Genomic DNA, 21763 nt, shown 5'->3' with positions numbered 1-21763 from the left:
CCGACCGATCAAAGGGCAGCCCTCGGGCTGCCCTTTTCCGTTCAGCCGAGCGCCATCAGCACAGCGCCCGCCCCCACCAGCGTCACGCCGATCCAGCCCGTGGTCGAGAGGCTTTCGCCCAGGAAGAGCACCCCGAACAGCGCGACCAGCACGACGCTGAGCTTGTCCACCGGGGCCACCTGGCTGGCGTTGCCCAGCTTCAGCGCCCGGAAGTAGCAGACCCAGGACGCCCCCGTGGCCAGCCCCGAGAGCAGCAGGAAAAGCGCGCTGCGGGGCGGGATGCCGCGCAGGCTCTCGAATTTGCGGGTGACCACCAGGATCGTGCCCAGCACCACCAGCACCACCAGCGTGCGCAGGAAAGTGGCGAAATCGCTGTTGATGTCGGTGACGCCGAGTTTGGCAAAGATCGCCGTGAGTGCGGCGAAGACCGCCGCGAGAAGTGCCCAGAATTGCCAGCTGAGGCCAAGTGCCTCCATGATCGTCCCTCCGGTTGCGGAAGACCGATGCTAGCACGGCGCGAGGCGTAGAGGGATCACAGCCTGCGGCGCAGGGCCCGCAAGGGCGCCCCGCGCGGCGGCCAGTCTTCACCAGGTCAGCCAGCGGCGCCCGGCCCAGGCGCCCACGCCCGCGGCCATGGCGATGCCGAGGCTGTACCAGACGGAATAGAAAAGCGGCGAATCCTCGGTGCAGAAGGTCGAGTAGACCGTGGTGGCGAGGCCCCCCGCCACCAGCCCGGCCAGCGCCCCGCAGACGGGCGGGTTCAGCGGTGCCCCCCGGCGCAGGATCGAGATCAGCGCCGCCGTCACCGGCAGCGACAGGGTCACGATGGCGGGCATGCAGACCGGGATCGAATGCCCCACGAAGAGCCGCAGCCGATCGGCGGGCGCATGGGTGGCATAGGCCAGCATGAAGAGCGAGAGCGCCGCCATGGGCAGGACCCAGATCGCCTGTGCCTGCCAGCCGCGCGGGGCGGCAGGCCGGGCCGCGTTCAACGCCAGCGGCAGCGCCAGCAGCGCCAGCACGAAGGGCAGCGCCGTCTTGGCCAGCACCACGGGATCGGTCATCGCCAGCCCCAGCTGCGGGCGCGGACCGAGCAGCGTGAAGAACAGGACCAGCGTGCCCCCGAAGCCAAGCGCCATCCGGCGCAGCAACATCGCCTCGGGCGAGGCCGTGGGCGCAGGCGCCGGCTCGGCCGAGAGCTTGGCGATCAGGTCGTCGGTTGTGGTCTTCTCAGTCATCTTCCGCCTCCGCCATCCGGCGCAGTTTCGTCATTGCGCGATGGTAGGCGACACGCACCGCCCCCTCGCTCATTCCAAGGCGCGCGCCGACCTCTCCGGCGCTTTCGCCCTCGACGCCCACGGCGCGCACGATGCCCGCGGCCCGCGGGTCGATCCCGTCCAGCAGGCGGGCAAGGTCCCGCGCCGCGGTCACGTCGCCCGCGGCCTCGTCCTCCAGCGTCTCGACCACGTCCTCGATCGGGACGGCCACCCGCCGCCGGCGCGCGGCATCCGCGGCCTTGTAGCGGGCAATGGCATAGAGCCAGGGCGAGACGGGCTGATCGCTGCGCCACGTGTGGCGCTTGGCATGGACGGCCAGTAGGACCTCCTGAACGATGTCCTCCACCTCGGCCTCCACCGTGCAACGGGCGCGCGCGATCTTGCGGATCACCGGCGTCGCCTCGTGCAGGAAGCGCGCATAGCAGGGACCGTCGCCCGCTAGGGCGCGGCGTAGGAGGTCAGACCAGAGTTCGTCGCGCGTCGTCATCTGAGGGTCCATTCGCGAGGCTCTGCGGAAACGTTACAACCTTTTCGCGAAAATCCGAAATCAGATCACCGATGCGTGATAGTCTGAAATGCCCCGTAACGGTCCGGGAGAGACCGGCGAAGGGTATAGCATGGACGCCACAACGGCGCTCCCAGACATCGGAGGACCGAAGATGACCACCAAGACCACCGCAGTGACCCTTGCCAGCGCCTTCGCCGCGGCCCTCGCCGCCCAGGCCCCTGCAGCGGGTGCCGCCACCATGGAGAAGTGCTTCGGCGTTGCCATGGCGGGCGAGAACGACTGCGCGGCGGGCCCCGGCACCACCTGCGCCGGCACCTCGAAAGTCGACTACCAGGGCAATTCCTGGAAGCTGGTCGAGGAAGGCACCTGCCTGTCCATCGACCTGCCCAAGGACGATCACGGCATGGCGCGCATGGGCTCGCTCGAGCCGCTGGAGCGTGACCACCCGATGGGCGGCTGACCCATCCCGGATCGGGCGCGCCCCCTGCCGGGCGCGCCCGTCCCCACCCGTTGACCACAGCCGGAGGAGACCGCGATGCTGGACCGAAGACAGATGCAAGCCCTGCCCGCCGCCCCCGGCGTCGGCTACAAGGCGCAGCATTACACCGCGCTCGCCGCGGACCCGGGCTGTGTCGGCTGGCTCGAAATCCACGCCGAGAACTACATGGGACAGGGCGGCCGCCCGCTGGCGCAACTGCGCGCCCTGCGCGAGCGCTTCCCGATCTCCGTGCACGGCGTCGGCCTCTCCATCGGCGGGCCCGACCGGCTCGACGCGGACCACCTCGCCCGGCTGCGCGATCTCTGCCACTGGCTCGACCCGCAGAGCTTTTCCGAACACCTCGCATGGTCCACCCATGACGGGGCCTACCTGAACGACCTGCTGCCCCTGCCCTATACCGATGCCACCCTCGCCCGGGTCTGCGACCACGTGGACGAGGTGCAGGCGGTGCTGGGCCGCAGGATGCTGCTGGAAAACCCCTCCTCCTACCTCGCGTTTGACGAGAGCACCTGGGACGAGGTCGGCTTCCTTGCCGAGATCAGCCGCCGGACCGGCTGTGGCCTGCTGCTCGACGTGAACAATGTCTTCGTCAGCGCGGTGAACCTGCGCCTCGATCCCCGCGCCTATATCGAAGGCTTCGCACTGGAGAAGGTGGGCGAGATCCACCTCGGCGGCCATGACGAGGATGCGGACGACCACGGCGCGCCGTTGCTGATCGACAGCCACGGCCGCCCCGTCGCCGATCCGGTCTGGGCGCTCTTGGACCTGACGCTGGCCCGTGGCGGGCCGAAGCCGGTGCTCATCGAATGGGACACCGACGTGCCCGACTGGCCGGTGCTGGAGGCCGAGGCCGCCCGCGCGGCCCGGGCCCTCGACCGGATCGCAAGCGGGGTGCCCTCATGAACGCGCCGCCGCTCTTCCTGCCCGCTGCCTCGGAGGTGGAGGAGGCCTTCCGCGCCGCCCTCCTCGACAGCGACATGCCGGTACCCGCGGGCCTGAGCGACGGCGCAGGCCAGCCTGCCGGGCGGCGCTATGCCGTTTATCGCAACAACGTCGCCGTGGCCCTTGGCGAGGCGCTGGAAAGCGGCTTTCCCGCCGTGGCCGGGCTGCTGGGGCCGCAGAACTTCCGCATGGTTGCGGGCATCTACCTGCGCCGCCATCCGCCGACCTCTCCGGTCATGCCGCTCTATGGTGCAGGGTTCGCCGCCTTCCTCGAGACCGCAGAGGCACTCGCCCGCTGGCCCTACCTCGGAGACGTGGCGCGGCTCGAATATGCGCTGCGGCAGGCCTACCACGCCGCGGACGCAGAGCCCCTGTCGCCAGAGGCGCTGACCTCGCTGGCCACCGGGGACCTGCCGCGCACCCGGCTGCGCCTTGCGCCCGCGCTGCAGGTGGTGCGTTCGCCCTACCCGGTGATCGACATCCGCAACCGTGCCCTCGGACTGGGGCAGAGCATCGGCACCCGTGGCCAATGCGCCCTTGTTACCCGGCCCGAATTTGACCCCGTGGCCGATCCCCTACCGCAGGCCGATGCCGCCCTGCTGGATCGGCTGATGGCGGGCGACACCCTCGGCGCGGCACTGGAGGAGACGGGCACCGACCCGACGCCGCTGCTCTCCCTCCTGATCGCGCGCCGGGCGCTGACCGGACTGGAGACGACCCAATGACCGACACGACCACATCCCCTCCGCTCTTTGCCCGCACCATTGCGACCGCCCTGCCCCTGCTGGCGCGGCTGACCTTTGCCGCGGTGCTGCTGCGCTATTACTGGGGCTCTGCCCTGACCAAGGTGGGCGATGGCCCGCTGGGGTTGTTCAAACCCTCTGCCGGCGCCTATGCGCAGATCTTTCCCAACGGGTTCGAGGCGGCAGGCTATGACCCCAGCCAGCTGACCGTCTTTCACTGGGCCGTGGCCGTGGGGGGCATGTGGGCGGAATTCCTGCTACCGCTGGCCATCGTTGTGGGCCTCTACACCCGGGCGGCGGCGCTCGGCATGATCGGCTTCGTCGCGGTGCAGACCTTTACCGATCTCTTCGGCCACGGGGTTCTGGCCCATGCGCAGACGCTGGGCGCATGGTTCGACCGCGCCCCGGACGGGGCGATCCTCGATCAGAGAATGCTGTGGATCATCCTGCTTCTGACGCTGGTGGATCGGGGCGCCGGGCCCCTCTCCCTCGACGCGCTGCTCAGAAGTGCGCCCGCTCTTCGTCCGGCTTCCCGGCAGCCAGCGCCATAAGCCCGGCCACGCCGCAGAAGAACAGCGGGAAAATGGTGAAGAACCCCATGCCGAAGGCCCAGTACATGCCCCCCGCCGACAGCAGAAGCAGCACCCCGGACCAGAGCGCACGGGCGCGCGCCATCCCGGCCCCGGCGATCGCCAGCATGGGCGAGAGCACGGACATGGTGCGGATCAGCTCCACGTCGTTGACCTGGTAGAACAGCCCGTCGACCTCGCCAAAGACGTCGATGAAGGCGGTGTAGCCGTAGCTGGCCAGCCCGACCACCAGTCCCATGAGGCCCCCGATCAACCCGAGGATCAATGCCGCGTTGCGCATCCGCGCCCTCCTGCGTTACCCGTCCGGCCCCGGATCAGGCGGCGCCGAGAGCCGCCCGCACATCGGGTCCCCATCCCAGATAGAGACGATCCCCGTCGATTATAAGGGGCCGCTTCATGAGCGTGGGGTGATCGGCCAGCAGGTCCAGCGGCGGACGGCTGCGCTCCTCCTCGGCAAGACCCCGCCACGTGGTCGACCGCGTATTGAGCAGAGATGCGCCGAATTCTGCGTGGGCCTTTTGCAGGATCTCCGCGGGCACGCCCTCGGAGCGGACATCGACGAAGTCTGCGCCCTCCAAGGATTTCAGCGCCTTACGGCAGGTGTCGCAGGTTTTCAGACCGTAAAGCTTCATTGCGCGCCTCCTGTTTTGGCCCAAGATTAAATACTGTGCAGGGCCCGCATGGATTAACCAGTTTAGCTTGATTTTTACAATGCCCCATAAAATGCTGGTTGTGCGGCATGGAGAGTGCCGGGCTGCCTGTACGCTGGAACTGCAGGGGGGCCGGAGCCATGGCGCATGATCCCCGCATTTTCGGGGAACGTACGGCAAAAGGAGAGACGGAATGCCGATTGGCACCGTGAAATGGTTCAATACGACGAAGGGCTACGGCTTCATCGAGCCCGAAGAAGGCGGCAAAGACGTTTTCGTGCATATTTCCGCGGTAGAACGCTCGGGGCTGACGGGCCTCGCCGACAATCAGAAGGTCGGCTACGAGCTTCTGGAAGGACGCGACGGCCGCAAGATGGCCGGCGACCTCAAGCTGCTCTGAACATTGGCTGCGGATCGGTCCCGCCGGTCCGCACCCCACAGGGAGGGAGGGCCCGCACGCGCGGTGCCTCAGGCAGGATCCTGTTCGAAGGACTGCCAGTCTTCTCCCATGGCCACGATGCAGGATCGCCCCTCTGCGTAGGTGATCACCATGGTCCAGTCCCCGCGGGGATCGGTCCAGAGCTCGACCAGTTCATCTGGCCCGCGTAGCCCGATGGCGCGCGGCGCGGCGCCGTTGCGGCGCTCCAGCCTGTCCCGCATCCGGTCGGGACTGTCGCAGATCACCTCTGCGATTGGGGATTGCGCGTGCAGCAGGCCCGGCACACCCGACATCACCGTCAGAGAGACGAGCATCAGCGGCGCGATGGCGCGCCCTGCCCTGCGGGTCGTCGTGGTATTTCGCATCTTGTGCCTGTTGTCTGCCTGAACGCAGTGTAACAGTTATATGACGATGACGCGACAACCATGTAAAAAGGGCGCCCTGCGGCGCCCCTCTTTCCTCGTCTTCCTCACGCAGGCTCAATACCCGCCCGGGGACTTCGAACCGTAGAGTTCCGGGTCGATCCGGCGGTAGCTGGTGTAATAGCTGCGACGCTGCACCGGATGACGCTTCATTTCGTCATAGGTCTGCGCCTGATCCGGCACCCCGCAGGAGATATCCCCGCCAACCGCCACGGGCTGAAGCCCCTGCGGACAGTAATTGGCCGAGGCCGGATAGGGATAGGTGTTGATGGATTGCGCCATGGCGGGCGCGGCCAGAACCAGCAGACCAAAACCTGCGGCAGTCAAAGTGCGGAACATCTTCAGCCCCCAATGCAATGAAATCAAAGTCTGGGGAGGAGTGTAGCAGGCTCCGGCGTTCTGACAATCTTTCTGCCGCTCAGGGGCGCTATTGGAGGCCCTATTGGAACGCCCGCACGATCAGGACGCCCAGCGCGGCCGAGACGCCGGTCAGCACCGTGCCCCAACTCACGTCCAGCGCCACCATGCGCAGGTCCCACGCCTTGAGCGTGGCGTAGTTGGTGAACTCGTAGGTCCCATAGGCCAGCGCTCCGAGGATCGCGCCATTCAGCAGGGCCTGCATCGGCGCGCCGTCGCGCAGGGCGGGGAGGGAGACGAACCAGACCACCCCGGCCACGTAGAAGAGATAAAACACCGCCGCCGGCCCGATCCGCAGGTCCTCCAGCAACTGGTCCTGCAGGCGGCTTTCGAAGACCGGGCGAATGACGGTCTTGAGCATGACCGCGTCGAGCCCAAGGAAGAGCACGGCGGTGACAAGGTAGACGGAGAGAGTTTGCATGGGGCCAGGTCCGAGGGTTGTTTGACCGGGATACGGACGAGGCGCCGGGATGGATCATCGGCCCCGCCGAAACGGGACCGAAAAATGCATCATATCGCGATGGGGCGTATTGCCGATTAGGGACGACGGCGAATGCCCAATTCCCGGATCGCGATCACTCGAAGTTTGCGCGGAACTCACGCCATTCGCGTTTGCTCATCCCGCAATTCTCTTCGGTGACCTCTTCGCCGGCCAGCATCCGCTTCATGCAGTCCACCATCTGCGCCGAGAAAGTGACGGCGCCAAGGCGGTAGTCCTCGAAGGCGCGGTAGGCGAAGGGCACCCAGTCCGCCACGACCTTGCAGATCGCATCGGCATAGACGCGGATCTCGTACTGGGCATGGGCATCGGCGCGCAGACGCAGGAAGTGCAGCAGGTTGTGCAGGTCCACCTTCCAGTACCACTGGGTGTAGATGTTGGCAGGCAGGTTCATCCGCGCCAGTTCCCGCGCGAGCCCCTGCTGGTCCTCGGTCGAGATCATTTCCTCGTAGTGATCATAGGCGAGGTTGCTGTCGCGCTTGAGCATCTCCAGCACGCGCGCGGCTTCCTCGCCCTCCAGCACCTCGCCCCGGCCCTGGTTGTTCACCACGGACTGGGCGGCCAGATGCTCGGGCGCGGGGATGTAGAACTCCCGGTCGAGGATCGAGTAGCGGGCCGAGTATTCGTTCACGTTGGCGGTGCGGTGGCGAATCCACTGGCGCGCCACGAAGACCGGCAGCTTCACGTGGAGCTTCACTTCGCACATCTCGAAGGGGGTCGAGTGCCAGTGCCGCATGAGGTAGCGGATCAGCCCCTCGTCGTTCTGCACCGACTTGGTGCCGCGCCCGTAGGAGACGCGGGCCGCCTGACAGATGGCCGCATCGTCGCCCATGTAGTCCACGACGCGGACAAAGCCGTGATCCAGCACCGGGATCGCGTTGTAGAGATGCGCCTCCATCCCCTCCGACACCGCGCGCAGGGTCTGGCGGGGCGTTTCACGCAGGGCGTCGATCTCTGCCTGCTGTTCGGGGGTCACGGCCATGGGGCGAATCCTTCTACCAGATGAATCGAGCACCACCTTATCTGGGGTCGCCAACCGATGGAACGACAAGATCGTGTAGCGGCATTTCCGCCGCACTTCCCCTCGCACCCGCGGGGCGTCCTTCACGAACATTGACTTTTGATCACGCCCTGCGGAAACTTCCACAAAACCGGCAGGATAGCCGGACGACACCAGAGGCACGAGGCAGACAAATGATCCATCGCGTGGTCTTTCCGCTTGCGATTGCGCTTGCCGTTTCGGCATGCAGCGGCGACGGCACCAACCCCTTCGACGACGACACCACCACCGACGATACGACAACGGACGACGACGGCACCACGATCGACGATCGCGGCCTGCCGCCGGGCACAACGAGCCCCTCGCCCAACACGTCGATCACGCGCTCCGAGGCGGAGACCGAGACGGGTGGCGGCACGGCGCTGAACTACGAGTATCGCAACGATTCCGGTCAGGACGAATTCTACGTCGACAACCTGCCCTTCGACGCGGACAACGTCTATTCGCGCGGCACCGCTGTGTCCTCGCTCGGCACGGCCGGGTCCTACGCGGTCTATGAAAGCGCGCCGACGACCACCGACCCGTCGACCGGGACGACCGTCTCGACGATGACCTACCGGGCGATCTACGGCAAAAGCACCAGCGGCCAGACGCAGTTCGCAATCGTCCGCTCGGCCAGCTACAGCGATTACGGCTTCGGCGGCTTCATCTACAAACGGAACGCCACCGACAGCAACGGCGATGCCGTCAGCCTCGTGGTGCCGACCTGCTCGGGCGAATGCACGGCGCAGTACACCGGCGATTACGCGGGCATCCGTGTCTTCAGCGGCTCGGGCGGCCTGGAATACACCCAGGGCGATGCCGAGATGTACATCGACTTCGAGGACTTCAACGACGGCCAGAGCGGCGTCGCCCTCTATGTCTACAACCGCCGGATCTACGACATCAGCGGCAACGACGTGACGGCGGCCTACATGACCGCGCTCGAAGCCGTGGACGACAGCACCACGATCACCAACACCGGTGGCGGCGCCTACATGCCCGCGCTGCGGTCGGTCATCTCGCCCGACAACGCGGATGCGAACGGCGAGATCGTCGGCTCGATCCTGTCGGATGTCCGCAATTCCGATGGCACGGTGACCGAACTCGAATCCGGCAACTACTACGCGATCCTCTCCGGCCAGAACGCCGAGGAAGTCGTGGGTGTGCTCGTGGTCGAGAGCGAAGACCCCCGTATTGACGGCGTCACCGCACAGGAAACCGGCGGCTTCATCCTCTACCGTCAATGACCTTGCCCCCCGTCCCGAACCGCCCCGCCCCCCGGCTGGCCGGCTGGGGCGGGGGTTTGCGCCGTTCTACCATGGCGCTTGGCATCGCGCTTGGCGCGGGCCTTGCCGCGCTGCCGCCGCTGCTTGCCCCCACGCCTGCACGGGCCGAGGGTCGCATCCTGACCCCGGACGAGATGCGCACCACCGCAGGCCAGATGCTGGCCATCGGACAGGACAAGGTCGCCTACGACATGGCGACCGCCCTGCTGAAGCGCGATCCCGACGACGTGCAGGCGCTGTTGCTGCGGTCCCGCGCGGCCCGGAACATCGGGCGCACCGACGAGGCCAAGGCCGATGCGCGGCGGGTCCTCAAGCTGGCCTCCCAGACCCCCGAGCAGGAAGCGGCGCTGCGCCATGCGGCCTCGATGGCCATGGCGCAGGCGCTCAGCACCGAGGGCCGCCGGACATGGGGCCAGCTCTGGCTGCGCCGCGCCGCGCAATCGGCCCCTGACGCGGAATCCCGCGCCCTGGCCGTGCGGGACTTCCAGTACCTGCGCAGCCGCAACCGCTGGTCCACGAACCTGCGCTTCACCATCGCGCCGCATTCGAACATCAACAACGGGTCGGTCAACAACGCGGCCGAACTCTACGGCCTGCCCTTCGAAGTCGCCCTGCCCGGCGCGGCGCAGGCGCTGTCCGGGGTCGAACTGGCGCTTGGCATCACCACCCGCTACCGCGCCTCCGAAAGCCGCCGCCACGCCACCGACCTCTACCTTCAGGCCGACACCCATCAGTACGAGCTGAGCGAAGAGGCCAAGGACCTCGCCCCCGGCGCCAAGGGCAGCGACTATGCCACCAACACCGTCCTCGTGGGGGTGGCACATCGCATGATGCCCGGGACGGGGCGCGTCGAATACAGCCTCGGCGCCGCCGCGGGGGCCAGCACCTATGGCGGCGACCACTACGCCAACTTCCTGCGCGGCAACCTCGGCGCGCGGATCGCGCTGTCGCGGGTCACGGCGCTGTCGCTCGGCCTGCAGGCGGACCGCACCACCGGGCCGCGCGCGCCCCATGCGACGGCCTGGCGGATCAACGGCGGTGTTTCGCACCGGCTGTCCACCGGCGCGGTCGTCGGCCTGTCCGTCAACCTGACCGAGAGCACCAGCAAGATCGACGTCGCCGACTACTCCGAGGTCCGCGTGGGCGTCAGCTTCGCGCCCGACGGGCTCTGGTTCGGGGCCGAGCCGCAGCTGGGTCTCAACTGGCGGTGGCGCGACTACCCGCTGTCGGCCTATGCGCCCGGCGAAGGCCGGCAGGACGAGGCCTATGACCTCTACGCCGATTTCACCTTCCGCAAGGTCGACTACTTCGGCTTCAATCCCAGCGTGACCTTCCGCTCTGCCCAGCAATGGTCGAGCGTCGATCTCTTCGACATCGACAGGATGGGTGTGCAGATCGGCATTCGTACCGCATACTGATCCTGTTCGGGGCCCGGTACGGGGGCAGTACGGGGGCGAGCCTGACCCGAAGGTCCCCTCGACAGCGCCACGGCGGCAGCTATCTTGCCGGGGGAAGCGAACGGAAAGGATGCACGATGCGCGTCAAGTATCTCCACACCATGGTCCGGGTTCTCGATCTTGAGAAGACCATGGCCTTCTTCAGCCTGCTCGGCCTGAAGGAAACCCGCCGGATCGACAACGAAAAGGGCCGGTTCTCGCTGGTGTTCATGGCCGCGGAAGGCAACGAGGATTGCCCGGTGGAGCTGACCTACAACTGGGACGGGGACGAGGGGCTGCCCTCCGACAGCCGTCACTTCGGCCACCTCGCCTACCGGGTCGAGAACATCTACGAGCTGTGCCAGCACCTGATGGACAACGGCGTGACGATCAACCGTCCGCCGCGCGACGGGCACATGGCCTTCGTGCGCTCGCCCGACAACATCTCCATCGAACTGCTGCAGGAAGGCGATGCGCTTGCCCCCGCCGAGCCCTGGGCCAGCATGGAAAACACGGGCCATTGGTAAGTGCCCGCCAGCGCCGCCGCCCCCTTGCGGGCCAGGCGCTGGCAACCGCGCTCGCCCTCGGGCTGATGCTGACGGGCGGCGCGGCGCAGGCCTATTGCCGTCTTGCGCTGGTGCTGGCGGTGGATGTGTCCACCTCGGTGAACAGCGCCGAATATACGCTTCAGCGCGATGGCCTTGCCGCTGCGCTGGATGCGCCGGAGGTCCGGCATGCGATCCTTGCCGGGCTGCCCGACACCGGCGAGGTGATGCTGGCGGCCTACGAATGGTCGGGCCGCTACCAGCAACAGGTGATCCTCGACTGGACCGTTCTGAACACGCCCGCCGCGATCGACCGCGCTGTGGCACGGCTGGCAGGCACCCAACGCTCCCACGATCGGTTCCCCACGGCGATGGGCTATGGCCTCGGCTTTGGGGCCGGGGTGCTCTCGCGTGCGCCCACCTGTGACCGGCGCGTGCTGGATCTCTCCGGTGACGGGATCAACAACGACGGCTTCGGGCCGGATCGGGCCTATGCCAATTTCCCCTTCGAGGGCGTCGTGGTGAACGGGCTGGTGATCCTCGGGCAGGACAGCACCGTGGAAGAATTTTACCGGCGCGAGGTCCTGCGCGGACCGGGGGCTTTTCTTGAAGTGGCCCGGGGCTTTGCCGAGTTCCGTGAGGCGATGACCCGCAAGCTCTATCGCGAGATCAACCTGTTGCAGATGGGCGCCGGAAAGGCGGCCCCTTCGGGAGACCCCGGATGAGCCGCCTGAAACTGCCTCGCACGGCCGATCCGGGGGGGCGATGGCGCAGCCGTCCCGCTCCGCCCCGTCGTGGCAAGACCCCTGCCACGCGCCGCCTGCCTGCCCTGCTGCTGGCGCTGCTCTTTGCCGGCCCGGCCGCGGCGCAGGACTGCCGGCTGGCGCTCGCCCTTGCGCTTGACGTCTCCGGCTCGGTCGATCCGCGTGAATACCGGCTGCAACTCGATGGGGTGGCCGCGGCGCTGCAGAATCCGCAGGTGCGGGCCGCTTTCGCGGCGATCCCCGAAGCACCCGTCGCCCTGGCGATTTACGAATGGAGCGGGCCGGAGTTCCAGCGCCTGCTGGTGGACTGGCGGCGGATCACCGGGCCCGAGGCAGTGGATGCGGTGGCGGCGCAGCTTCGGGCCACCCTGCGGCAACGCAGCGACCCATCCACCGCCATCGGCGCGGCCCTGCAGGCCGGTCAGGCGCTGATGCAGGGCGCCCCGCGCTGCTGGCGCGAGGTGATCGACCTCTCGGGCGACGGCAAGTCCAACACCGGACCCGACCCGCGCCAGATCGGCCCCACGCTTGACCGGGCGGGTATCACGGTCAACGGCCTCGTCATCGGGGATGCGATGGACCCGCCCGATGGATTGCAGGCCTATTTCCGCGCCTACGTGCTGCACGGGCCCGGTGCCTTTGTCGAAAGTGCCATCGGCTTCCAGAGCTTCGAGGCCGCCATGGTGCGAAAACTGCTGCGCGAGATGGAAGTCCTTGCGGTTTCCCGGGCGGAGCCCGCGGCGCGCTGACCACCCTGCGCCGACCGTTCCGCAGCGGCTGCCCCGGGCGCGGCCCTCACAGCACCACCCTGGTCTAGGCCGCGGACATGCACCGCGCGCTCCCCTCTACCCGCCGCTCCGCCTGTCCTTCGCAGGTCGAAGGCGTCAGTAGATGTAGCGGATCTGGTCGGTCCAATAGCGCTCGACACGCTTCAGGGCATGGGTGATCTCCTCGATCCCCTCCGGGCCCAGCACGCCCTTGGACTCCAGCCCGACGGCGTGACGGGCGAAGAGTTCCCGCACCACGTCGCGGATGTCGCGCCCCTGCTGGGTCAGCCGGACCCGGACCGAGCGGCGGTCGATCTCGCAGCGCTGGTGGTGCATGTAGCCCATCTCCACCAGCTTCTTCAGGTTGTAGCTGACGTTGGACCCCTGGTAGTAGCCGCGGCTCTTCAACTCGCCCGCGGTCACCTCGTGATCGCCGATGTTGAAGAGCAAGAGCGCCTGTACCGCGTTGATCTCCAGCACGCCGACGCGCTCGAACTCATCCTTGATGACATCCAGCAGGAGCCTGTGCAGGCGTTCCACGAGGGACAATGCCTCCAGGTAGCTCGTCATGAAGCCCTGCTGCCCGTATCCGGGGGCCACCGGATTGTGCATGCTCATTCTTGTCTCCGTCCGATCTGCTCGGACGGGACATTCGCCCAGAAAGGCGAAAAAAGCGTTAAGCGCTCCTTAGCGAAGCGTGCGCAGGGCGCGACGCTCTCAGGCCTTGCCCATCACCGCGACCATGCGATCGATCATCAGCGTGTAGGGTGCGGGCGCGGGCTCCTTGCCCGTGACCCAGAGCAGCAGGTCCTGATCGTTTTCCCCCAGCAGCTGATCGTAGAGCGTGAGGTCGGCCTCGGACATGGTCTCGAGCTCTGCATCGGCGAAGCGGGTGCAGACGATGTCCATCTCCTTGATGCCCCGCCGGATCGACCGCATGTAGAGCCGCTTGAGACGGTGTTCGCGGGTTTCGTCGGCGGGGGGCTGGGGAACGGGGATCATGCTTCCTCCTTCAAAGCGGTGCGCAGCCGCTTTTCCAGCAGACCGAGGCGGGAGGTCAAGCGGTTCATCTGTCCGCGCACGTCCCGGATCTCCGACAGGATGTCATTCACGCCGGGCGAGATCTCTCCCATCTCCTCCGGTGCGGCCACGCCGTCGCCCTCGCCGTTGAGCAGCCAGGTGAGCGAGACGTTCAGCAGCCCCGCCAGCATCTGCAGCTTGTTGGCGCGCGGTTCGGCCACGTCGTCTTCCCAGCCGCGCAGGGTCGCGAGCTTCACGCCGAGGCGGCGGGCCAGTTCGGGCTGGGTCATGCCAGCAGCTTCGCGGGCCCCGGCCACGCGGTCCCCGAAGGTGGCGTTCTCGGGGCTGTACCAGTCGCTGTCGCTGTCGCTTGTCATCATGGTCCTTTCCGCCGCTCACGGGCTTGAACGGCCTTTGTCTTGAGCCTAAGACATGGGCGCCCCTTATACAAACGGACGCCTCCGATGCCCTTCCTCTCCACCACCCTCGACCGTGTCAAACCCTCGCCCACCGTGGCCGTCACCGCCCTCGCGGAGGAGCTCAAGCGCGGCGGCAAGGACGTCATCAGCCTGGGTGCCGGCGAACCCGATTTTCCCACGCCTTCGAACATCTCCGAGGCGGCAATTGCGGCAATTCATGCCGGGAAAACGAAATACACCGCCCCCGATGGCATCGCCGAGCTGAAGGAGGCGATCTGCGCCAAGTTCGCCCGCGACAACGGCCTGACCTACACGCCCGATCAGGTCTCGGTCTCCGGCGGCGGCAAGCAGGTGCTCTACAACGCCCTGATGGCCACGCTGAACCCCGGTGACGAGGTGATCATCCCCGCGCCCTACTGGGTCAGCTACCCGGACATGGTCCTGCTGGCCGGCGGCACGCCGATCATCATCGAGGGCAAGCTGGAAGACGGCTTCAAGATCACCCCCGAGGCCCTGAAGGCCGCGATCACCCCCAAGACCAAGTGGATCATCTTCAACTCGCCGTCGAACCCGACCGGCGCGGTCTACACCCCGGAAGAGATCAAGGGGCTGACCGATGTGCTGAAGCGCGAGAAGCACGTCTGGGTCATGGCCGACGACATGTACGAGCACCTGCTCTACGAAGACTTCGACTTCGCCACCATGGCGCAGGTCGAGCCCGAGCTCTATGACCGCACCCTGACGGTGAACGGCGTCTCCAAGGCCTATGCCATGACCGGCTGGCGCATCGGCTATGCCGCGGGCCCCGTCGCGCTGATCAAGGCCATGCGCAAGATCCAGTCGCAGTCGACCTCGAACCCCTGCACCATCTCGCAGTGGGCCGCCGTCGAGGCGCTGAACGGCACGCAGGACTTCATCCCCACCAACAACGTCGTCTTCAAGCGGCGCCGCGACCTGATCGTGAAGATCCTGAACGACATCGAGGGCATCGAATGCCCGATGCCGGCCGGGGCCTTCTACGTCTACCCCTCGATCAAGGGGCTGATCGGCAAGACCACCAAGTCCGGCGTCAAGATCACCGATGACGAGACCTTCGTGAAATGCCTTCTGGAAGACACCGGCGTGGCCGTGGTCTTTGGCGCGGCCTTCGGCCTCGCGCCTGCCTTCCGCATTTCCTACGCCTGCTCGGACGAGACGCTGGTCGAAGCGGGCCGCCGCATCGCCGGCTTCTGCGAAGGGCTGAGCTGACATGGCTGGCGATCTGCCCGAGTACTATTTTCGCGTCCGGGACAACGGGGCCTTCGTCTTCCGGATCGACCCGGATGACCGGCAACGCCGGATCGAGATGGAGCAGATCGCCATCGCCAACCTGCGCAACGGCGAGATCCGGGCCCACGGGGATCGCAAACTGACCGAGGCCGACGAGGAGGCCATCCGCGACTGGATGACCGACCGCGCCGAACTCCTCGCCGCGCGGGAGCTGGACGACATCCTGCGCACCGTGGATCACCTGAACCTGACCGCGCAATGGGCGCAGTCCAAGGCAGGCGACCTGCAGCTGGAGGCGGTGACCGACCAGCTTCTCATGGCCATGCACGACCTGCGTTCGGTCCTCGTGCGCCGCAAGGCCGAGCGACTGATGAAGGAACGCCGGGACGAGTGATCCGGCAGCCGGTCCTTGCCCCCCCTGCGCCCGTGGCCGGGATCGCCCCGCCGCGACGCACCCATCGTCCCGGTTCTGTCGTCACGCCTCCCGCGCCCTGCGGGGGACGGCCCGCACGCAGTGCCGGTGCCCTCCCCCGAGGCACCGCCCCCTCCCTATGGGCGGCTTGGCGCCATCGTGATCGGCCCTTGCACTGCGGGGCTTTCTCGGCGCGGGCAGGCGGGCTAGACATCTGCCATGCCTCTTCGCCTGCGCCCTCTCCTGCTTGCCGCCTGTACCCTCTGGCCTGCCATGGCCGGGGCGCATCCTCATATCTTCGTGGACACCGGGCTGACCTTCGTCACCGATGACGCAGGGCGTCTGACCGGGGTCGAGGTGCTCTGGTCCTACGACGAGCTCTATTCCCTGTTGATCCTCGAGGACATGTCGCTGGACGCGGACTACGACGGCGTTTTGACCGAGGCGGAACAGGCGCAGCTGCAGGGCTTCGACATGCAGTGGATGGAGGGCTACGCGGGCGATCTCTACCTCTCGGTGGATGGCACCCCGGTGAAGCTGGGCCCGCCGCAGCCGCTGTCCACCCGGATGGACGGACCGCATATCGAGACCCGGCATTTCCGCCCGCTCGCGGAGGGTCCGCTGGCGCTCAACGGCGCGGCCCTGACCGCCAAGGCCTACGATCCCACCTTCTACACCGCCTATGACCTGACCCGCCCGCTGAGCGCGGGCGCAGGCTGCGCCGTGGCGGTGACCAAGGTGGACCTCGACGCGGCCACGGCCCAGATGAACGCGGCCCTCGACGGGCGCCCCGCCGAGACCGACGATTTCCCCGAGGTGGGCGAGGCCTTCGCCGACACCATCCGCCTGACCTGCGCGGAGGCTTCATGAGCCTGCACGACACGTTCCGCGCGCCCACCTCGCGGCCCCGGATGCGGTGGATGCGGTGGCTCTGGCTGCTGGTGCCGCTGGCCTGCGCCGGTGTCGCGCTCTGGCTCTGGGGCTTTGGCGGGGCGGAGCGGATTTCCCGCTGGGCGGCGGCCAACCAGCGCGACGTCCAGAACGCCATGGCCGGCACGATCCGGCGGCTGAAAGGCGGCGATCCGGCGGCGATGACCGGGCTGATGACGCTCTGCTTTGCCTATGGGTTCTTCCACGCCGCCGGTCCGGGGCACGGCAAGCTGCTGCTCGGAGGCTATGGCCTCGGACGGCCCGTGGCCGCGCTGCGACTGTCGCTGCTGGCCGTCCTGTCGAGCCTCGGGCAGGCCGCCATGGCGGTGCTGGTGGTCTATGGCGCGCTAACCGTGCTGGGCTGGGGGCGAGAGGAAACCGTGGGACTGGCCGAGGACTGGCTCGCCCCCGCCTCCTACGCCGCCGTGGGGATGATCGGCCTCTGGCTGGCGCTGCGCGGCCTGCGGCACCTGTGGCGGAGCCTGCGCGGCGCGCGGAACGCCCACGCCCACGCCCACGCCCACGCCCACGCCCACGCCCACGCCCACGCCCACGCCCACGCCCACGAAGCGCATCCCCCCGAGGCGGCGGAGGCAACGCCCCGTACGTCCCCTCACGCCCATGCGCATGTCCACGATCATGCCCACGACCATACCCATGGCGCGACCTGTTCCTGCGGGCATGTCCACGGCCCCTCCCCCGAGGACGCCGAGAAGGTCCACGGCCTGCGCGATGCCGTCCTTCTGGTGGGCGCGATCGCGATCCGGCCCTGCACCGGGGCGCTCTTCCTGTTGATCCTGACGTGGCGCATGGGGCTGACCGGCGCGGGCATCGCGGGGGCCTTCGTCATGGGGCTCGGCACCGCCAGCCTGACCGTGGCGGTGGCACTGATCTCGGTCGCGCTGCGCGACAGCACCCGCGCCCGGCTGGCCGAGGCCCTGCCCGACGCCCGCCACGGCGCCCGCGCCCTCGCCACGCTGGAACTGGCCGCCGGGCTGATGATCGCCCTGCTGGCGCTGCAGATGCTGCTGCCCTCCCTCTGAGGCCCGAACTGAGCCCCGAACTGAGCCGCGGAGCCACGCCGCGACGACAGGCTGCCCGGCCCACGTGCCGCACCACGACATTGCCCCCGCTGCGGCCGAAGGGTCCCGCCCCTCGTCGGGCGGGACCAGCCCGCCGGCCTCCCTGCCCCATCCGTGCGATAGCGCTCAGAGACGTAGCGGCATGGTGCGCGGCACCGGGCCCGGCGCTCTTGCCCGGATCGGGGCCGGGCTCTATGGCCCTTTCCCATGGGAAGAGACCTCACATACACCCAGCACGCCCGCGCGGTGCTGGTTCTCGGCCTGCCGCTGATCGGCAGCCAGGTGGCGCAGATGCTCATCGGGATCACCGATGCGGCCATGCTCGGCTGGTACGACGTGGCGGCGCTCGCCGCAGAGGTCCTCGCCAACTCCATGTTCGTCGTGCTGCTGCTCTTCGGCTCGGGCTTTGCCTTCGCGCTGTCGCCGCTGGTGGCCGAGGCCGAAGCCCAGGGTGACCTCACCCGCTCGCGCCGGCTGACCCGGATGGCCTTCTGGCTTTCGGCGCTCTACGGCGTCGCGGTGATGCCGCTGCTGCTGACGGCGGACAGCGTGCTGGCGGCCCTCGGCCAGACGCCGGAAGTGGCGCAGGGCGCGGGCGAGTACCTGCGGATCGCCGGCTGGGCGATCTTCCCGGCCCTCGGGGTCACCGTGCTGCGCAACTACCTCGCCGCGCTGGAGCGCACGCGCGTGGTCTTCTGGGTGACGCTGGCCGCCGTCGCCGTGAACGCCTTCGGCAACTGGCTGCTGATCTTCGGCAACTGGGGCTTCCCGGAACTGGGCCTGCGCGGGGCGGCAATTTCCTCGGTCGCGGTCCATGCCTTCAGCTTCCTCGGCCTCATCGTCTACGTGCAGGTCGTGACACCCGAGGCAGAGCTCTTCCGCCGCATCTGGCGCCCCGATGTGGAGGCGCTCGCGGGTGTCTTCAAGCTGGGCTGGCCGATCGGCATCACAGTCGTGGCCGAGGTCGGGCTCTTCGCCGCCTCCGCGGTGATGATGGGCTGGCTGGGGGCCGTGCCGCTGGCGGCCCACGGGATCGCGATGCAGGTGACCTCGATCACCTTCATGGTGCACCTCGGCCTCTCCAACGCCGCCACGATCCGCGCCGGGCGGGCGCAGGGCGCGGGCGACTGGCTGGGGGTGAAACGCGGGGCCGAAGTGGCGCTTGCGCTCTCGGCGGGCTTCGTGGTGCTGACCATCGCGCTCTACCTGCTGCTGCCCGAAACGCTGGTCAGCCTGTTCCTGTCGCCCGACGATCCGCAGCGCGCCACGGTGATCGCCATGGGCAAGGTGCTGCTGGCGGCGGCGGCCTTCTTCCAGCTGATGGACGCGGGCCAGGTCATGGCGCTCGGCCTGTTGCGCGGGGTGCAGGACACGCGGCGCCCGATGCTCTATGCCGCGCTCTCCTACTGGGGGATCGGCGCGCCGATGGCCTACCTGCTGGGCTTCGTGCTGGAGATGGGCGGCGTGGGCGTCTGGCTGGGCCTCGCCTCGGGCCTCGCCTCGGCGGCGGCCCTGATGATGAGCCGATTCTGGCGCACCGTCCTGCCCGCCCGTCAGGCCGGTCTGGCCGCCTGAAAGGCCGCCTGACGGGGCCGATTTCGCGCCTTCCGCCGGGACGGCTACCACCTGCAGTGGTCGATAGCTGTGGATAACCGGGCTGCCCCCTTTTCTCCGGGGCGTGAGCCTGCCATAGTGTCCGGCAATCAAGAGAGACCAGAGCAGCCCATGGCCGACGACCTTCTGGCCGCCACAGCGGCCGATACCTACGACGCATCCTCGATCGAAGTGCTGGAAGGGCTGGAGCCCGTCCGCAAGCGCCCCGGCATGTACATCGGCGGCACGGACGAGCGCGCCCTGCACCACATGGTGGCCGAGATCCTCGACAACTCGATGGACGAGGCCGTCGCCGGCCACGCCAACCGCATCGAGGTCGAGCTTCACGACGATTACTCGATCAGCGTGCGCGATAACGGTCGCGGCATGCCCTTCGACCCGCACCCCAAGTTCCCCGGCAAGTCGGCGCTGGAGGTGATCCTGTGCACCCTGCACGCGGGCGGCAAGTTCGGCGGCAAGGCCTACGAGACCTCGGGCGGCCTGCACGGCGTGGGCGCCTCGGTAGTGAACGCGCTGTCGGATTCGATGGTCGTGCAGGTGGCCCGCGACCGCAAGCTGGTGGAACAGCGCTTCTCGCGCGGCATCCCGCTGGGTCCGGTGCAGGAAATCGGCGCCGCCCCCAACCGGCGCGGCACCACGACGACCTTCCACGCCGACCCCGAGATCTTCGGCTCGCACCGATTCAAGCCGGCGCGGCTCTTCGCCTCGATCCGGTCCAAGGCCTACCTCTTCTCCGGCGTGGAAATCCGCTGGAAGACCGCCATCGACGACGGCCAGACCCCGACCGAGGCGACCTTCCACTTCCCCGGCGGCCTGTCGGACTACCTGAACGAGACGCTGAACGGCGCCTCGACCTATGCCGACGCGCCCTTTGGCGGGCGGGTCGAGTTTCAGGAACGCTTCGGCGTGCCGGGCCGGGTGGAATGGGCGATCAACTGGACGCCGTCGCGCGACGGGTTCATCCAGTCCTACTGTAACACCGTGCCCACGCCCGAGGGCGGCACCCACGTGGCGGGCTTCTGGTCGGCGATCCTGAAGGGGATCAAGGCCTACGGCGAGCTTGTGAACAACAAGAAGGCCCAGCAGATCACGCGGGACGACCTGCTGACAGGGGGCTGTGCCCTCGTCTCCTGCTTCATCCGCGAGCCCGAGTTCGTAGGCCAGACCAAGGACCGGCTGGCCACCACCGAGGCGCAGAAGTTGGTGGAAGGCGCGGTGCGCGACCACTTCGACAACTGGCTGGCCTCCGACACCAAGTCGGCAGGCGCGATCCTCGACTTCCTCGTGCTGCGCGCCGAGGAGCGGATGCGCCGCCGCCAGGAAAAGGAAACCCAGCGGAAGTCGGCGACCAAGAAGCTGCGCCTGCCCGGCAAGCTGACCGACTGTTCCACCAACACCCGCGACGGGACCGAGCTGTTTCTTGTCGAGGGTGACTCGGCCGGGGGTTCTGCCAAGATGGGGCGGGACCGCAAGACACAGGCGCTGCTGCCGCTGCGGGGCAAGATCCTCAACGTGCTTGGCGCGGCCTCGAACAAGATCGGCTCCAACCAGGAGATCAACGATCTGTGCCAAGCCATGGGCGTGGGACTGGGGACCAAGTTCAACATCGACGACCTGCGGTATGACAAGATCATCATCATGACTGACGCAGACGTCGACGGCGCGCATATCGCCGCGCTCTTGATGACCTTCTTCTTCACCCAGATGCGGCCGCTGATCGACCACGGACACCTCTACCTCGCCTGCCCGCCGCTCTACCGGCTGACCCAGGGCGACAAGCGCATCTACGTGGCGGACGACGCCGAGAAGGAGCGCATGATGGAGATCGGCCTTGGCGGCAAGGGCAAGATCGACGTGCAGCGCTTCAAGGGTCTGGGCGAGATGGACGCGAAGGACCTGAAGGAAACCACGATGGACCCCGGCTCGCGCACGCTGATCCGGGTGACGATCGACGAGGACGAACCGGGCGAGACCGGCGACCTCGTGGAGCGGCTGATGGGCAAGAAGCCCGAGCTGCGGTTCCAGTACATCCAGGAAAACGCGCGCTTCGTCGAAGACCTCGACCTCTGAGCGGTGCCCCCGCGGCGGGGCACCCAAGAATTTTCGAAAATTCTTGGCAAAATTCTTCGAAGAATTTTGGCGCTCCGCCTCTGGCGGGGCGCTTCTCTTTGGGCGTGGTGCGCGCCCGGGG

The 21763-nt window shown here is 67.8% G+C and carries 28 protein-coding genes; 16 read left to right on the top strand and 12 right to left on the bottom strand.

Annotated elements, in window-relative coordinates:
- Nucleotides 1-41 precede the first annotated feature (41 nt).
- From LCM32_RS18855 to LCM32_RS18845, 3 genes are all read right to left on the bottom strand, one after another.
- Nucleotides 42-476, bottom strand: coding sequence for an EamA family transporter (locus tag LCM32_RS18855; RefSeq protein WP_224822635.1), 435 nt, complete (start codon nt 474-476; stop codon nt 42-44).
- A gap of 108 nt (nt 477-584) precedes the next feature.
- Entirely contained in the window at nt 585-1238 is a 654-nt protein-coding gene (locus tag LCM32_RS18850; protein WP_224822634.1) for an NrsF family protein, read from the bottom strand.
- Complete coding sequence (locus tag LCM32_RS18845; protein WP_224822633.1) at nt 1231-1764, bottom strand: sigma-70 family RNA polymerase sigma factor; 534 nt, start codon at nt 1762-1764, stop codon at nt 1231-1233. Before LCM32_RS18845 ends, LCM32_RS18850 begins: the two co-directional genes overlap by 8 nt.
- Nucleotides 1765-1936: 172 nt before the next feature.
- Between LCM32_RS18845 and LCM32_RS18840 the strand changes: the two genes are divergently transcribed.
- The 4 genes from LCM32_RS18840 (at nt 1937) to LCM32_RS18825 (ending at nt 4520) form a co-directional block, all read left to right on the top strand.
- The gene (locus LCM32_RS18840) at nt 1937-2245 is read left to right on the top strand and encodes a DUF2282 domain-containing protein (RefSeq protein WP_224822632.1); all 309 of its coding nucleotides are present in this window, start codon (nt 1937-1939) and stop codon (nt 2243-2245) included.
- A 75-nt stretch (nt 2246-2320) separates the two neighbouring features.
- Nucleotides 2321-3187: a DUF692 domain-containing protein gene (locus LCM32_RS18835; RefSeq protein ID WP_224822631.1), complete on the top strand. Its 867-nt coding sequence runs from the start codon at nt 2321-2323 to the stop codon at nt 3185-3187.
- Nucleotides 3184-3951 carry a DNA-binding domain-containing protein gene (locus tag LCM32_RS18830; protein ID WP_224822630.1) on the top strand — a complete coding sequence of 256 codons (768 nt, stop codon included), beginning with the start codon at nt 3184-3186 and terminating at the stop codon, nt 3949-3951. The genes LCM32_RS18835 and LCM32_RS18830 overlap by 4 nt, the downstream gene beginning before the upstream one ends.
- The gene (locus LCM32_RS18825; RefSeq protein WP_224822629.1) at nt 3948-4520 is read left to right on the top strand and encodes a DoxX family protein; all 573 of its coding nucleotides are present in this window, start codon (nt 3948-3950) and stop codon (nt 4518-4520) included. The genes LCM32_RS18830 and LCM32_RS18825 overlap by 4 nt, the downstream gene beginning before the upstream one ends.
- On the opposite strand, the gene LCM32_RS18820 is transcribed toward LCM32_RS18825, so the two are convergent.
- Nucleotides 4471-4839 (bottom strand): hypothetical protein, encoded by a 369-nt coding sequence (locus LCM32_RS18820; protein WP_222492054.1) that lies wholly within the window; start codon nt 4837-4839, stop codon nt 4471-4473. The genes LCM32_RS18825 and LCM32_RS18820 overlap by 50 nt on opposite strands.
- Before the next feature lie 34 nt (nt 4840-4873).
- The gene (locus tag LCM32_RS18815) at nt 4874-5191 is read right to left on the bottom strand and encodes an arsenate reductase family protein (protein WP_224822628.1); all 318 of its coding nucleotides are present in this window, start codon (nt 5189-5191) and stop codon (nt 4874-4876) included.
- A 211-nt stretch (nt 5192-5402) separates the two neighbouring features.
- Between LCM32_RS18815 and LCM32_RS18810 the strand changes: the two genes are divergently transcribed.
- Nucleotides 5403-5609, top strand: a complete 207-nt coding sequence (locus LCM32_RS18810; RefSeq protein WP_222492050.1) for a cold-shock protein — start codon at nt 5403-5405, stop codon at nt 5607-5609.
- Between the two features lie 68 nt (nt 5610-5677).
- Here the strand turns inward: LCM32_RS18810 and LCM32_RS18805 are convergent, their stop codons facing one another.
- From LCM32_RS18805 to thyX, 4 genes are all read right to left on the bottom strand, one after another.
- Nucleotides 5678-6013 (bottom strand): hypothetical protein, encoded by a 336-nt coding sequence (locus LCM32_RS18805; protein ID WP_224822627.1) that lies wholly within the window; start codon nt 6011-6013, stop codon nt 5678-5680.
- Nucleotides 6014-6127: 114 nt separating this feature from the next.
- Nucleotides 6128-6409 carry a hypothetical protein gene (locus LCM32_RS18800; protein WP_224822626.1) on the bottom strand — a complete coding sequence of 94 codons (282 nt, stop codon included), beginning with the start codon at nt 6407-6409 and terminating at the stop codon, nt 6128-6130.
- Between the two features lie 100 nt (nt 6410-6509).
- Nucleotides 6510-6908, bottom strand: coding sequence for a DUF2177 family protein (locus LCM32_RS18795; RefSeq protein WP_224822625.1), 399 nt, complete (start codon nt 6906-6908; stop codon nt 6510-6512).
- 154 nt (nt 6909-7062) lie between these two features.
- Nucleotides 7063-7968 (bottom strand): FAD-dependent thymidylate synthase, encoded by a 906-nt coding sequence (gene thyX, locus LCM32_RS18790; protein ID WP_224822624.1) that lies wholly within the window; start codon nt 7966-7968, stop codon nt 7063-7065.
- A 212-nt stretch (nt 7969-8180) separates the two neighbouring features.
- Here thyX and LCM32_RS18785 point away from each other — a divergent pair, with 212 nt between their 5' ends.
- The 5 genes from LCM32_RS18785 (at nt 8181) to LCM32_RS18765 (ending at nt 12808) form a co-directional block, all read left to right on the top strand.
- Nucleotides 8181-9275, top strand: a complete 1095-nt coding sequence (locus tag LCM32_RS18785) for a hypothetical protein (protein WP_224822623.1) — start codon at nt 8181-8183, stop codon at nt 9273-9275.
- A 71-nt stretch (nt 9276-9346) separates the two neighbouring features.
- Nucleotides 9347-10732, top strand: coding sequence for a hypothetical protein (locus LCM32_RS18780; RefSeq protein WP_224822622.1), 1386 nt, complete (start codon nt 9347-9349; stop codon nt 10730-10732).
- Between the two features lie 116 nt (nt 10733-10848).
- A complete protein-coding gene (locus LCM32_RS18775) occupies nt 10849-11277 on the top strand; it encodes a VOC family protein (RefSeq protein ID WP_224822621.1) in 429 nt (142 codons plus the stop codon).
- Nucleotides 11271-12020 carry a DUF1194 domain-containing protein gene (locus tag LCM32_RS18770; RefSeq protein WP_318246203.1) on the top strand — a complete coding sequence of 250 codons (750 nt, stop codon included), beginning with the start codon at nt 11271-11273 and terminating at the stop codon, nt 12018-12020. The genes LCM32_RS18775 and LCM32_RS18770 overlap by 7 nt, the downstream gene beginning before the upstream one ends.
- The gene (locus tag LCM32_RS18765) at nt 12017-12808 is read left to right on the top strand and encodes a DUF1194 domain-containing protein (RefSeq protein WP_224822620.1); all 792 of its coding nucleotides are present in this window, start codon (nt 12017-12019) and stop codon (nt 12806-12808) included. The genes LCM32_RS18770 and LCM32_RS18765 overlap by 4 nt, the downstream gene beginning before the upstream one ends.
- Before the next feature lie 135 nt (nt 12809-12943).
- Here LCM32_RS18765 and LCM32_RS18760 read toward each other — a convergent pair whose 3' ends face one another.
- From LCM32_RS18760 to LCM32_RS18750, 3 genes are all read right to left on the bottom strand, one after another.
- Nucleotides 12944-13444, bottom strand: coding sequence for a MarR family winged helix-turn-helix transcriptional regulator (locus LCM32_RS18760; protein WP_224822619.1), 501 nt, complete (start codon nt 13442-13444; stop codon nt 12944-12946).
- 99 nt (nt 13445-13543) lie between these two features.
- Nucleotides 13544-13828: a succinate dehydrogenase assembly factor 2 gene (locus tag LCM32_RS18755; protein WP_224822618.1), complete on the bottom strand. Its 285-nt coding sequence runs from the start codon at nt 13826-13828 to the stop codon at nt 13544-13546.
- Nucleotides 13825-14223: a helix-turn-helix domain-containing protein gene (locus tag LCM32_RS18750; RefSeq protein WP_224822667.1), complete on the bottom strand. Its 399-nt coding sequence runs from the start codon at nt 14221-14223 to the stop codon at nt 13825-13827. The genes LCM32_RS18755 and LCM32_RS18750 overlap by 4 nt, the downstream gene beginning before the upstream one ends.
- Before the next feature lie 87 nt (nt 14224-14310).
- Here LCM32_RS18750 and LCM32_RS18745 point away from each other — a divergent pair, with 87 nt between their 5' ends.
- The 6 genes from LCM32_RS18745 (at nt 14311) to parE (ending at nt 21642) form a co-directional block, all read left to right on the top strand.
- A complete protein-coding gene (locus tag LCM32_RS18745; RefSeq protein WP_224822617.1) occupies nt 14311-15513 on the top strand; it encodes a pyridoxal phosphate-dependent aminotransferase in 1203 nt (400 codons plus the stop codon).
- A 1-nt stretch (nt 15514) separates the two neighbouring features.
- Complete coding sequence (locus LCM32_RS18740; RefSeq protein ID WP_224822616.1) at nt 15515-15928, top strand: hypothetical protein; 414 nt, start codon at nt 15515-15517, stop codon at nt 15926-15928.
- A 237-nt stretch (nt 15929-16165) separates the two neighbouring features.
- Entirely contained in the window at nt 16166-16816 is a 651-nt protein-coding gene (locus LCM32_RS18735) for a DUF1007 family protein (protein ID WP_224822615.1), read from the top strand.
- On the top strand, nt 16813-17919 hold the full coding sequence (locus tag LCM32_RS18730; protein ID WP_412070698.1) for a nickel/cobalt transporter: 1107 nt from the start codon (nt 16813-16815) through the stop codon (nt 17917-17919). Before LCM32_RS18735 ends, LCM32_RS18730 begins: the two co-directional genes overlap by 4 nt.
- Nucleotides 17920-18165: 246 nt before the next feature.
- The gene (locus LCM32_RS18725) at nt 18166-19533 is read left to right on the top strand and encodes an MATE family efflux transporter (RefSeq protein ID WP_224822614.1); all 1368 of its coding nucleotides are present in this window, start codon (nt 18166-18168) and stop codon (nt 19531-19533) included.
- A gap of 150 nt (nt 19534-19683) precedes the next feature.
- Nucleotides 19684-21642, top strand: a complete 1959-nt coding sequence (gene parE, locus LCM32_RS18720) for a DNA topoisomerase IV subunit B (protein ID WP_222492023.1) — start codon at nt 19684-19686, stop codon at nt 21640-21642.
- Nucleotides 21643-21763: the final 121 nt, after the last annotated feature.

This window comes from Pseudooceanicola nanhaiensis (assembly GCF_020171315.1).
In the GTDB taxonomy this organism is placed as follows: domain Bacteria; phylum Pseudomonadota; class Alphaproteobacteria; order Rhodobacterales; family Rhodobacteraceae; genus Pseudooceanicola; species Pseudooceanicola nanhaiensis_A.
The sequence above is the reverse complement of the archived record's forward strand: the minus strand, read 5'-3'. Positions and strand labels throughout refer to the sequence as shown.

Coding starts and splice junctions, on each gene's coding strand:
- LCM32_RS18855 (WP_224822635.1), bottom strand. CDS start 476: ATGGAGGCACTTGGCCTCAGCTGGCAATTCTGGGCACTTCTCGCGGCG.
- LCM32_RS18850 (WP_224822634.1), bottom strand. CDS start 1,238: ATGACTGAGAAGACCACAACCGACGACCTGATCGCCAAGCTCTCGGCC.
- LCM32_RS18845 (WP_224822633.1), bottom strand. CDS start 1,764: ATGACGACGCGCGACGAACTCTGGTCTGACCTCCTACGCCGCGCCCTA.
- LCM32_RS18840 (WP_224822632.1), top strand. CDS start 1,937: ATGACCACCAAGACCACCGCAGTGACCCTTGCCAGCGCCTTCGCCGCG.
- LCM32_RS18835 (WP_224822631.1), top strand. CDS start 2,321: ATGCTGGACCGAAGACAGATGCAAGCCCTGCCCGCCGCCCCCGGCGTC.
- LCM32_RS18830 (WP_224822630.1), top strand. CDS start 3,184: ATGAACGCGCCGCCGCTCTTCCTGCCCGCTGCCTCGGAGGTGGAGGAG.
- LCM32_RS18825 (WP_224822629.1), top strand. CDS start 3,948: ATGACCGACACGACCACATCCCCTCCGCTCTTTGCCCGCACCATTGCG.
- LCM32_RS18820 (WP_222492054.1), bottom strand. CDS start 4,839: ATGCGCAACGCGGCATTGATCCTCGGGTTGATCGGGGGCCTCATGGGA.
- LCM32_RS18815 (WP_224822628.1), bottom strand. CDS start 5,191: ATGAAGCTTTACGGTCTGAAAACCTGCGACACCTGCCGTAAGGCGCTG.
- LCM32_RS18810 (WP_222492050.1), top strand. CDS start 5,403: ATGCCGATTGGCACCGTGAAATGGTTCAATACGACGAAGGGCTACGGC.
- LCM32_RS18805 (WP_224822627.1), bottom strand. CDS start 6,013: ATGCGAAATACCACGACGACCCGCAGGGCAGGGCGCGCCATCGCGCCG.
- LCM32_RS18800 (WP_224822626.1), bottom strand. CDS start 6,409: ATGTTCCGCACTTTGACTGCCGCAGGTTTTGGTCTGCTGGTTCTGGCC.
- LCM32_RS18795 (WP_224822625.1), bottom strand. CDS start 6,908: ATGCAAACTCTCTCCGTCTACCTTGTCACCGCCGTGCTCTTCCTTGGG.
- thyX (WP_224822624.1), bottom strand. CDS start 7,968: ATGGCCGTGACCCCCGAACAGCAGGCAGAGATCGACGCCCTGCGTGAA.
- LCM32_RS18785 (WP_224822623.1), top strand. CDS start 8,181: ATGATCCATCGCGTGGTCTTTCCGCTTGCGATTGCGCTTGCCGTTTCG.
- LCM32_RS18780 (WP_224822622.1), top strand. CDS start 9,347: ATGGCGCTTGGCATCGCGCTTGGCGCGGGCCTTGCCGCGCTGCCGCCG.
- LCM32_RS18775 (WP_224822621.1), top strand. CDS start 10,849: ATGCGCGTCAAGTATCTCCACACCATGGTCCGGGTTCTCGATCTTGAG.
- LCM32_RS18765 (WP_224822620.1), top strand. CDS start 12,017: ATGAGCCGCCTGAAACTGCCTCGCACGGCCGATCCGGGGGGGCGATGG.
- LCM32_RS18760 (WP_224822619.1), bottom strand. CDS start 13,444: ATGAGCATGCACAATCCGGTGGCCCCCGGATACGGGCAGCAGGGCTTC.
- LCM32_RS18755 (WP_224822618.1), bottom strand. CDS start 13,828: ATGATCCCCGTTCCCCAGCCCCCCGCCGACGAAACCCGCGAACACCGT.
- LCM32_RS18750 (WP_224822667.1), bottom strand. CDS start 14,223: ATGACAAGCGACAGCGACAGCGACTGGTACAGCCCCGAGAACGCCACC.
- LCM32_RS18745 (WP_224822617.1), top strand. CDS start 14,311: ATGCCCTTCCTCTCCACCACCCTCGACCGTGTCAAACCCTCGCCCACC.
- LCM32_RS18740 (WP_224822616.1), top strand. CDS start 15,515: ATGGCTGGCGATCTGCCCGAGTACTATTTTCGCGTCCGGGACAACGGG.
- LCM32_RS18735 (WP_224822615.1), top strand. CDS start 16,166: ATGCCTCTTCGCCTGCGCCCTCTCCTGCTTGCCGCCTGTACCCTCTGG.
- LCM32_RS18730 (WP_412070698.1), top strand. CDS start 16,813: ATGAGCCTGCACGACACGTTCCGCGCGCCCACCTCGCGGCCCCGGATG.
- LCM32_RS18725 (WP_224822614.1), top strand. CDS start 18,166: ATGGGAAGAGACCTCACATACACCCAGCACGCCCGCGCGGTGCTGGTT.
- parE (WP_222492023.1), top strand. CDS start 19,684: ATGGCCGACGACCTTCTGGCCGCCACAGCGGCCGATACCTACGACGCA.